Origin of the sequence: Metabacillus fastidiosus NBRC 101226, assembly GCF_001591625.1 — a bacterium.
Lineage (GTDB): Bacteria > Bacillota > Bacilli > Bacillales > Bacillaceae > Metabacillus > Metabacillus fastidiosus.
Window position 1 is genome coordinate 1 of sequence record NZ_BCVG01000123.1, and the last position, 9,965, is coordinate 9,965.

11 protein-coding genes are annotated in these 9,965 nt (G+C 33.8%); all 11 read right to left on the reverse strand.

The genetic code is table 11. The features are described from left to right. Positions 1-34 precede the first annotated feature (34 nt). Positions 35-316, reverse strand: coding sequence for a DUF2325 domain-containing protein (locus BFA01S_RS18970; RefSeq protein ID WP_066234505.1), 282 nt, complete (start codon positions 314-316; stop codon positions 35-37). Between the two features lie 397 nt (positions 317-713). Continuing rightward, positions 714-1,943 carry an RtcB family protein gene (locus BFA01S_RS18975; RefSeq protein WP_066234535.1) on the reverse strand — a complete coding sequence of 410 codons (1,230 nt, stop codon included), beginning with the start codon at positions 1,941-1,943 and terminating at the stop codon, positions 714-716. A 712-nt stretch (positions 1,944-2,655) separates the two neighbouring features. After that, entirely contained in the window at positions 2,656-3,462 is an 807-nt protein-coding gene (locus BFA01S_RS18980) for a DUF368 domain-containing protein (protein ID WP_066234508.1), read from the reverse strand. 112 nt (positions 3,463-3,574) lie between these two features. Further along, on the reverse strand, positions 3,575-4,150 hold the full coding sequence (locus BFA01S_RS18985; protein ID WP_066234510.1) for a histidine phosphatase family protein: 576 nt from the start codon (positions 4,148-4,150) through the stop codon (positions 3,575-3,577). A gap of 62 nt (positions 4,151-4,212) precedes the next feature. Then, positions 4,213-4,746: a hypothetical protein gene (locus BFA01S_RS18990; protein WP_066234512.1), complete on the reverse strand. Its 534-nt coding sequence runs from the start codon at positions 4,744-4,746 to the stop codon at positions 4,213-4,215. A 393-nt stretch (positions 4,747-5,139) separates the two neighbouring features. Beyond that, entirely contained in the window at positions 5,140-5,397 is a 258-nt protein-coding gene (locus tag BFA01S_RS18995; protein WP_066234515.1) for a hypothetical protein, read from the reverse strand. Positions 5,398-5,697: 300 nt separating this feature from the next. Further along, on the reverse strand, positions 5,698-7,824 hold the full coding sequence (locus BFA01S_RS19000) for a heavy metal translocating P-type ATPase (protein WP_066234518.1): 2,127 nt from the start codon (positions 7,822-7,824) through the stop codon (positions 5,698-5,700). After that, positions 7,802-8,200 carry an ArsR/SmtB family transcription factor gene (locus tag BFA01S_RS19005; RefSeq protein WP_066234520.1) on the reverse strand — a complete coding sequence of 133 codons (399 nt, stop codon included), beginning with the start codon at positions 8,198-8,200 and terminating at the stop codon, positions 7,802-7,804. The genes BFA01S_RS19000 and BFA01S_RS19005 overlap by 23 nt, the downstream gene beginning before the upstream one ends. A 224-nt stretch (positions 8,201-8,424) precedes the next feature. Beyond that, positions 8,425-9,063, reverse strand: coding sequence for a hypothetical protein (locus BFA01S_RS19010; RefSeq protein ID WP_066234526.1), 639 nt, complete (start codon positions 9,061-9,063; stop codon positions 8,425-8,427). A 12-nt stretch (positions 9,064-9,075) separates the two neighbouring features. After that, complete coding sequence (locus BFA01S_RS19015) at positions 9,076-9,474, reverse strand: permease prefix domain 1-containing protein (RefSeq protein WP_066234528.1); 399 nt, start codon at positions 9,472-9,474, stop codon at positions 9,076-9,078. Further along, complete coding sequence (locus BFA01S_RS19020) at positions 9,471-9,800, reverse strand: PadR family transcriptional regulator (protein ID WP_066234531.1); 330 nt, start codon at positions 9,798-9,800, stop codon at positions 9,471-9,473. The genes BFA01S_RS19015 and BFA01S_RS19020 overlap by 4 nt, the downstream gene beginning before the upstream one ends. Between the last annotated feature and the right edge of the window lie 165 nt (positions 9,801-9,965).

The following is a 9,965-nucleotide window of genomic DNA, read 5'->3' on the forward strand; positions in this document are numbered from 1 at the left end:
TTACTGCCCGTTAAGGCTGGGATAAATTTGTAATTTATACTGCATTTTTAATAACTTGATATATTGAGGACCATGAACGCTTGGCATAGAAAACAGGAATAGATTGACTTTTAGCCTTTTGCTTTATAACCGTTGATAAATTATGATTTACATAATCTGTTAAAACAAGAATAAAACTAATATTCCCTGGTATCTCCTTTTTAACCATTTGTACTTTTCTTCCGCTTATATGTAAAATCTCATCAAATCCAACAGATAATAGTTTATTTGTAATCACACCTAAATGATCTGCACCTACAACAAGCAAGGAACCCATCTTTTTTCCCTCCATTATTTATTAATATGCTATATAAACGACAATAAATCTCTTTAGATTTATCATTCAGCTTCTTTTCATCAATAAAGTCATATTCATAACAAATGATAATTTCTCCCGCATCCCCATCTTCTTTACCCCTTTCTACATAAATTCATAACCTATTTATAAAATTTTTTATCAAAATAAATGAGAATCATTATCACTAGTTACTATCTTAATGAAAATGATTATCAATGTCAATGATATTCACGGGATATTTTCAAATAAAATGGAAATAAAACTGGTTTAAAAATTATAAAATGGAGGGAAGTCACATTAAACAAACGTTTATTTTATTAACAATACATTTAAAAATAGGGGGAGAAAAATCTATTCCCCCATACTTAATCCTTCTCTACTTCTTCCTTCTTCGATAAGGAATAAATTTTTCATTCGCTTTAAAATTATAAACAGGCTTAATGAAATCTATAATCTCTACAGTTTCTTCCACCTGCTCAAGTATCTCCTCTTTCGTTTTATAAGCCATTGGTGCTTCATCCAGAGTTTCACCACTTACAGATGTCGTCCAAATATCCTTCATCGTCTCTTTGAAATCATCTAGATTCAATGTCTTCATTGCCTTTGTACGGCTTAATACCCGCCCTGCCCCATGTGGTGCCGAACAGTTCCATTCCTCATTCCCTTTACCTACAGCTAAAATAGAGCCGTCTCTCATATTAATCGGGATAATAAGCCTTTCCCCTTTTTGTGCAGAAACAGCACCTTTTCTCAAAATCATATGTTCTGTATCAATATAATTATGGACTGTATCAAAACAATCCAGTTCCGTAAATTCCATATTTTCTATAATCGCTCTCGCAATCTCTTCCCGGTTCGCTTTTGCATACTGCTGGGCATATTTCATATCATGAATGTAGTCGTTGAAATTTCCCCCTTCTAAATAAGCCAAATCATCCGGGATAATTGAATATTCCTTATGGTAATTTTCAATTGCGCTTTGAATTTCACTCTGTCTTCCTTCATTTTTCAGCTGCTCTACTAAGCTCGTAACATCTCGTTTACGAATATTCGAGACTGCCAGCTTTTGATAATACTGTGCAATCTTTGCACCTACATATCTGCTTCCAGTATGGATCGTTAAATAATGATAGCCGACTGAATCTACAGATACCTCAATAAAATGATTTCCTCCGCCTAGTGTTCCCAGGCTCATCCTGTTTCTTTCTTCCGTTAAAATATGACTTGCTTTATACATGTTTACAGATGGAAAGCTTATATTGATAAAATTTACTGTTTCATCTAAATGAAGTTCTTGCCCGCTTGGAACATACTTTCTAATTACCTTATCGAGCTTGTCAAAATTAATCTTCTTATCTTCAAGTTTAACTGTTAATACACCACAGCCTACATCAATTCCAACTAGATTCGGAACAACTTTATCCTTTAATTGAATCGTCGTTCCAATCACACAACCTTTTCCAGCATGATAGTCAGGCATAATACGAATTTTTGCATCTTTTAAAAATGCCTGATTACATAACTCTTCAATTTGTTCAATTGCTGATTGTTGAGGATAGTTTGAAAAAACTTTTGCTTCTGTTTGTTTTCCAGTCACTTTAATCACTTTATCTTCCTCCTTTACTGCTCTGGCAGCTCCCCCTAAAAAACTAGATTTCCCCTTTACGTTTCCGGCCATCTTTTTCTTATCTTTTATCTTTAAACTACAAGATATTTATACCTTAAATAACTTATTTACAATGAGAAATCTAACACATTATCATTTTATGTTATTATTTGGGATTTACCAAGATTTTAAAACTCTTTATCCAATATTCAGGAAATTAGTAATAAGAGGATTCTGATCCATCAGCAGGAATAAACCTTTCTCAGCCGGAGGAAACTATAACACCATCTGAATGATGAACGGTGCTATTCAATTATAATGCTTAGAAGTTCAATTATATTTCTTCAAATTTCCACTCACTACTTCCACCTGATTTTTAGTAAAGTTTAAATTCCATACTGAAAAAATTATGCGAATTAAACAAATAAATTAAGTCGGATTTAAGGATAGAAATGCTCCAGTCTATCATGTTTCATAAAATAAAAAGCTAACGATATAAAAATTTGAATAATATATATTATTCAAATCAATTTACTATGTATTGATATGTAAGTTATCACCATCTAATACATAAGTCAACTACAAAGCTCGTTCCCTATCCACCACTTCTGAATTTGCTGCTAAGAACAGAGATATCTCCGGATATATAAAATAAGGAATTATCTATAAAACAAATAAAAAGACTCAGGTCCTAACAACCCAAGTCTTCTGCTCAATCTTTCGAACCAATTAATTTTGTAATAAAAAGCCCGGCAATAAATGTTAATAAACAAATAAAAGTCAGTCCGCCTGAAGGTATCCCAGGAAATACAACGAACACAGAACCAATAATTAATCCGATAATTGCTGCATATGTAATATGTGGGAAATGTGTCAGCGCATAGCGAATTCCCTTACTACTAACAATAAACCCGACGATAACCCCTGCACCGATCGCCGCAATAATAGGCAGATTGAAAGTAGAAAGAGCATTAATAGCAACCGGATATACTCCGAGTAATAATAAAATAAAGGAACCGCTAATTCCTGGTAAAAGCATCGCCATACTCGCAAGCCAGCCAGACAGGAACAATCCAATAACCATTAAAAGTGTCAAAGAACCTTCCATTTTCAATTCACTATCAGGTTTTGCGAATGCCATAAATGCTAAAAGTGCAATACATAGAAAAAGTATGACATAATGATTCACTTTAAAATTCTGTTTAACATCTGCTTTTTTCATCATATATGGTATAACACCAATTACAAGCCCCAAGAAAAAGAATTGAGTCGCTTCATGATGATATTCTAATAAATATTCAATTAAACGACTTAGAAGTATAATTGCACTTCCCATCCCCACTCCAAGCGGAATGAGGAAACCGATATGTTTCTTCCACTCCTTGCTGAAAAACCCGCTAATCGCTTTAAGAAGACGATCATAAATACCAAGTATAACCGCAATGGTTCCCCCGCTCACCCCTGGAATCAGATCGCTAATTCCCATGCAGAAACCACGGTATAAATTTCTCCATTCCATTCCTACATACTTCCTTTCACTTCTACAAAAACATAATCATTTCTTCTAGAACATAACAATAGCTTTTAAAAACGCTATTTACAATTATTAACTGAAACTCTTAATAAATAATTTAAGATTTCAAGTTAAGGAAATAAGTGGTGCAATACCAATGTTTAGAACTCATCTTCTTCTTATTCTTCCAATTCATTTTTCTCAGCTCTGTACCTATTAATCTGTTGAAAAATCCATGCCCAACTAAAACAACTGATTTATGCTTATTAGCATAATCTGCTAAAATATGTGCTGCTTTCTTCGCTCGTTGCCTCGCTTCGTTATAAGACTCACAGCCATTGGAATACCCTAAAAACCATAGACATCTTAAAATAATTGCCCATGTATTCGGATTTAATTTTATAGCTCCTAGTTTTTTTGAAGGAATCGGTAACTCTGTTTCGCAAAACAGTGAAGAGTTAATCGTTTTTATAGCTGGATTTAATATTTTTGCTGAGTCAATCGATCTTTTTAAATTACTTGTTATAACTAGATGAGCTTGCTTTATTATTTCTGTTGTTCCGGCAGGATAGCAATCTTCTTCAAAAACACCATTACAGTCATATTGCTTAACCCAGCTTTGAAATGCTTCACAGTTTATCTTTTTATTTTCTGTAAATGTTGATTTGCCATGTCTAATTAGAGAAATATCCACTTTTGTTCTCCTATAATTAAAATAACAGAGGGTGAACATCCTTATATTCAAAGATTACTATATTAGTCAACAAAATGAACGAACTCTGCTCGATTGCTTCGAATATATTCACTTATCTTTCTTATACTAAAAGGCACAGTTTTATTAAACCTAATATTTAAAAGTTCCAGACAATGAAGTAAATCTTTATTATCATCAAGTTCTTCACGCTTTACATTAAATTCTTTTAAATTCGTTGGATAATGGTGTCTTTCTAAAACAAGATCAATCTCTTCTAAAATATTAAGAAGTTCTCTATCTTCAAAATATTCGAGCCCACCCTTAATTGCTGACCATGTTTTAGGCTGTGCTCTGAAATAAGTACTCCACCAATAGAGCTCAACTAAAGATTTACAAGCGTGATTATAATAGACATAAAACATAAATAATGCCTTCTGCCCACTACTTAACCGGCTATAAAACTGTTCACTGACTGCAGAATCATTTTCCTTAGACATTTCCTTTTTATAAGTCAGTATTAACGGTTCAAAACATGCTGCACCTAAGTCTGCATCAGATAATAAATCAAACTTCCTTCTCTCCATGTTGATAATCATGAATATTATCACTCCTCATCCATTATTATACAAAATTCACAATGGAAAAGTATCGTAAACTAAGAAAGAATGGAAAATTTGGTTTTAAACAATAATTTCAAATAAAAAACTGGATTCTAATTGTCAAAACTAACTAACAATTAGAATCCAGTTCGTTTCCTGATTATTTTTTCATTAATAATGATATGAGTGCAGCTTCTAACCCTAGCATATCCTTTATAAAAACTAAGCAGTGTCCGATTTTTGGCTCATCCCTTCAGCTGAAAAGATTGATAAAGAAGCTTCCAAACAGACAAACCAAAAATCAGCTTCACTTTAACGAAAAACTATGCTGTAATCAGCCATTTATTGCTATTATATTTCTTTTTAAAATAAAAAATAAATTGATATTAGTTACGGTTGCTCTGGAATATTTTGATATATCTTTGCTACAGCTTGTGCCTGCTGAAGCTTTTTCTGGGCATCTAAAACATCCTGCTGTTCTTGCTTTACTTGCTGTTGTGCCTGTTTAAGCTGATGTGTCTCTGTTTCTACTTGCTGCTGTGCCTGCAATAATTGCTGATTCTCTGTTTGCAGCTGCTGATGAGCTGTTTGAACATCCTGCTGTGCTTGTTTCAATTGCTGTTCGTATTCATTATTTTGTTGAGTCATAAAAATGAGCCTCCAATTAATCTTTTTAGGACACTTCTATTTCCATTTATTATCGTGTTCATTATGAGCTTTTCTATACAATAATTTCCGAACAAAAAATAAACAGCTTATTCCCTTCAAAGCCAGAAGGTAGGATATTCACGATTACTTCGAAGATTATTTAATAAAAGCGCAAAAATAACAATAATAATTGACCCTATAAACACCGCTGTAATTAAATAGCTCACATGTCAATCTCAAAATAAAAACACGAGTTAAATCAGATATGTAATCCAATTTGCACTCGTGTTCTAAATTTATCTATTTCTTCACTTTTATCAGCCTTAAAGAATTTAGTACAACAATCAGCGTTGCACCCATATCAGCAAATATCGCAAGCCATAATGTGAGCCATCCCGGAACAATAAGAATTAATGCAAGTACTTTTAATCCTAAAGCAAAAGCAATGTTTTGTTTTATAATTCCTAATGTTCTTCTGCTCAATTGAATTGTATAAGGAAGCTTATTTAAATCATCGGCCATCAATGCGATGTCTGCTGTTTCTAATGCAGTATCTGTTCCTGCGCCACCCATTGCAATTCCAATAGTTGCAGTTGCAAGTGCAGGTGCATCATTGACACCATCACCAACCATTGCTACATTTCCATGCTGTTCTTTTAATTTCTTAATTGAGTGTAATTTTTCCTGTGGAAGCAATTCAGCTTTTACTTCTGTTAAGCCTAGTTTCTTACCGATAGCCTGACCAGCAGCCTGATTATCACCAGTTAGCATAATTGTTTTCTTAATACCGATCTCCGATAATTTCTGAATAACATCTGCACTGTTATCACGTAATTGATCTGCAACAGCAATTAACCCTAGTACATTCTTTTTTGTACCTAATAACATAACTGTCTTACCTTGCATTTGAAGTTCCTTAATATTTTCACTAACGGATGAAGTTAAGTTAGCCATTTCTTCAAATAATTTTGGACTTCCAATATAATATTCTTGGCCTTTTACAATCGCTTTTGCACCTTTACCTGTAATCGATTGGAAATCCTCCGCTTTATACTCAGTGGAGAATATACCTTTCTCTTCTGCATGGCGGATAATCGCTGAGGCAAGCGGATGTTGTGAAAATTTCTCGATTGCCATAGAAATGCCTAATACTTCATTTTCATTAAGATCAGTAATTACATAAACATCTGTTACTTCCGGTGTTCCCTTCGTTAGCGTACCAGTTTTATCAAAAGCTATTACTTTTAATCGACCAGCCTCTTCTAAATGAATGCCGCCTTTAATGAGTACACCTTTCTTAGCAGCATTCCCAATCGCGGTAACAATTGCAACCGGTGTTGAAATAACAAGTGCACATGGACATCCGACAACGAGCAGAGCTAATCCGCGATAAATCCAATCAGTCCAGTCAGCTCCCATAAATAATGGCGGAACAACTGCAATTAGTAATGCAATCGCCATAATTGCCGGTGTATAGTATTTAGCAAATTTATCAACAAATGCTTGTGAAGGGGCACGTTCTGCCTGCGCTTCCTCAACTAAGTGAATAATTTTTGCGATTGTCGTATCTTCTACACGTTTCGTTACCTTTACCTCTAATGATCCTTCTTCATTAATCGTTCCTGCAAAAACTTCATCACCGATTGTTTTTAAGACCGGAATCGATTCGCCTGTAATTGCCGCCTGGTTGATAGAAGATTGACCTTTTACTACTTCACCGTCCATAGCGAGCTTCTGACCTGGCTTAATAATGAGAATATCACCTAATTCTATATCTTCTACATCTAATTCCATTTCTTTCTCATTACGTCTTACTAAAGCCTTTTTCGGAGCGATATCCATTAAGGAACGAATCGACTGGCGGGCTTTATCCATCGAATAGCTTTCTAAAGCTTCACTTAGAGCAAATAAGAAAACAACAACTGCCCCTTCACTCCATTCACCAATAATCGCTGCTCCAATAATTGCGATTGTCATTAATGTTTTTATATCAAATTGAAGCTTTAAAAGATTTTTGAATCCTTCTTTAAAAATACTTAGTCCACCAATTAATATAGATACTGCAAATAAGAGAATCGTGGAGAGATGACCTGCTCCCATTGAATACGTAGAAACATAACCTAAAATTAAGAAAAATAGCGAGATAAGCGTATTCCTATTCTCTTTCTTTTGCCAAAAAGGAATTTTTTCCTCCACTATTCTTTGGCGTTCCGGGAACACTTTAATACCGTCAAATGCTCCCGCCTTCTCTAATTGCTCTATCGTAGCTTCTCCTACGACAGTCAGCTTTGATGCCCCAAAATTCAACTGGACATCATTTACCGTCTGAATGCCACGAATGTTTCTCTCAAATTTCGCTGCACAGCTAGTACAGGAAAGACCTTGTAATCTGTATACCTCTTTATTATTTTCTACTGCTTTCCCCATCTCCCACACCTTCTTTTGAATGAATTAAAGCAATTGATACTAATTGGTGAACATGCTCATCTTCTAAGGAATAGAAAACAAGTTTTCCTTCCTTACGGTATTTTGCCAATCCCATGTTTCGGAGTAATCGTAAATGATGCGATGCCGTTGCTGTAGAAGAGCCGATAATATTAGCAACATCACATACACATAGTTCCTTTTCTAACGTTAAAGCATAAGCTATTTTAATCCTTGTTGAATCAGCTAACGCCTTAAAAAGCAATTCAACACCATTTACTTCTTCTATTTGTCCTTTAACCCGAGTTACTTTTTCTTCATCATGACAAACTATTTCACATACATCAGCTTGATGTACCGTGTTTACTTTTTCACTCAATTATCCCGCCTCCATTCAAACGTTCATTTGAATATTATTTTATACTGGTCTTTTTTACCTGTCAATAGACATTCTAATGATCTTTTGAATATTATTTACATCACAACATTACTCATGTAATTTTTCCGTAAAAAAGACTGTCTTAAAGTAAAAGTCCAATAATATTACTAATTGGACATTCTCACTTTAAGACAGTCTCCTGAATAATTATTCTTAAAATAATATTAATAATCTATCTTTCTTTTATATACAAAATAATACATGCTTAATGGCCACCACAGTACACAAAAGATTGGATAAACCGCCCAAATTGTATGTGGTGAAGAGATAATGTTTACAATAATAAAAAAGATTATAATTAAAATACTTGCATGGACAGAGAACTCAAAAGATGCATTCTTCCGCATATGATGAACCGATAATGGCCACCATAAAACAGCAAATGTCGGATAAATAAACCATAGATATTCTGCTGAAAAAATAATATTTAACAGCAAATAGTATGCGATAACACTCAAACTCCCAAGCGATGCAATTTCCATTGTTTTTGCCTTCTTCCCTAACATTGTGAGAATAGGCCACCATAACAGTGGATATATAGCATACAAGACCCACGGATGATTAGGAGAATTTATTATATTTTCAGCGATGAGATAAATAATAATAACAGTACTACATAAAACAGAAAGTAGCTTATGCTTTCCTTTTTTTACACAATAGACACTTATAGGCCAAAGCATTAAAGCAAATGTGGGATACATAAACCAGAGATATGCATGACTTGTTAAATAATTAACGGTGAAGAAAAAAATCATACTCATAATACTTCCCGCTACTGCAAAACTAATCGCATTCTTCTTCATTTTTATTCCTCCTTATTTTGATCCCTTCCATTTAAAATACATCGTTAAAGGCCACCATAAAACAGCAAATGTCGGATAAACAAACCAGATTACATGTGGAGAGTAATAAACATTAATAAAAACAAAAAGTGCAATAATGAGAAGACTTGCCCAGATGGAATACCCTAAATTTAATTTTATGTTATTTTTCCTTTTCGGCTGTTTCACACCTAACTCATTTTTTAAATCACCGATATCGCCGAAGTCCACAATTGCTTTATTAATAGCATCTTCCTCTTCTTTCCCTTGTTCCATCAGGTCCCATACTTTTTCTTCAAGGTTTTCTAAAACCTCTTGCTTAATCGCTGTTTTTTGCTCACTATCTGCAATATCTTTAAATAACTCATCAACATGATCATGTAATTTCTTCATTTTAATCCCCCCAAAAATAGATCAATAATCCTTTTAATTTCTTCCCATTCTTTAACTAATTCTTTTAAATACGCTTTTCCAAGCGGTGTAATTCTGTAATACTTTCTCTTGCCGCCCTGTGAAACACTTCCTAAGTATGATTCAATTAATTCTTTCTTCTCCAGACGCTGAAACACAGCATACAATGTCGCTTCTTTTATTTGAAAGCTGTTGTCTGTACGCATACTGATTTCCTTCGATATTTCATAACCGTATCTGTCTTCTTCAAGAATTAAACATAAAATAATGGAATCTAAATGCCCTCGAAATATATCACTTCTAATCATGCTGTCACATCCCTCTACATCAAATACTCTATCTGATAGAGTAATATTAACTAAAATTACTCTATCTGTCAAAGTAATTTTTATATTTAATTCTTCTTTTAATACGATGATGCATTCCTTTTGTATATAAATAGGGGGCTGTCGGATAAGTCCCTAATAAGTTTT

Coding starts and splice junctions, on each gene's coding strand:
- BFA01S_RS19015 (WP_066234528.1), bottom strand. CDS start 9,474: ATGAAGAAATTACATGATCATGTTGATGAGTTATTTAAAGATATTGCA.
- BFA01S_RS18970 (WP_066234505.1), bottom strand. CDS start 316: ATGGGTTCCTTGCTTGTTGTAGGTGCAGATCATTTAGGTGTGATTACA.
- BFA01S_RS18990 (WP_066234512.1), bottom strand. CDS start 4,746: ATGATTATCAACATGGAGAGAAGGAAGTTTGATTTATTATCTGATGCA.
- BFA01S_RS19020 (WP_066234531.1), bottom strand. CDS start 9,800: ATGATTAGAAGTGATATATTTCGAGGGCATTTAGATTCCATTATTTTA.
- BFA01S_RS18995 (WP_066234515.1), bottom strand. CDS start 5,397: ATGACTCAACAAAATAATGAATACGAACAGCAATTGAAACAAGCACAG.
- BFA01S_RS19000 (WP_066234518.1), bottom strand. CDS start 7,824: ATGGGGAAAGCAGTAGAAAATAATAAAGAGGTATACAGATTACAAGGT.
- BFA01S_RS18980 (WP_066234508.1), bottom strand. CDS start 3,462: ATGGAATGGAGAAATTTATACCGTGGTTTCTGCATGGGAATTAGCGAT.
- BFA01S_RS19010 (WP_066234526.1), bottom strand. CDS start 9,063: ATGAAGAAGAATGCGATTAGTTTTGCAGTAGCGGGAAGTATTATGAGT.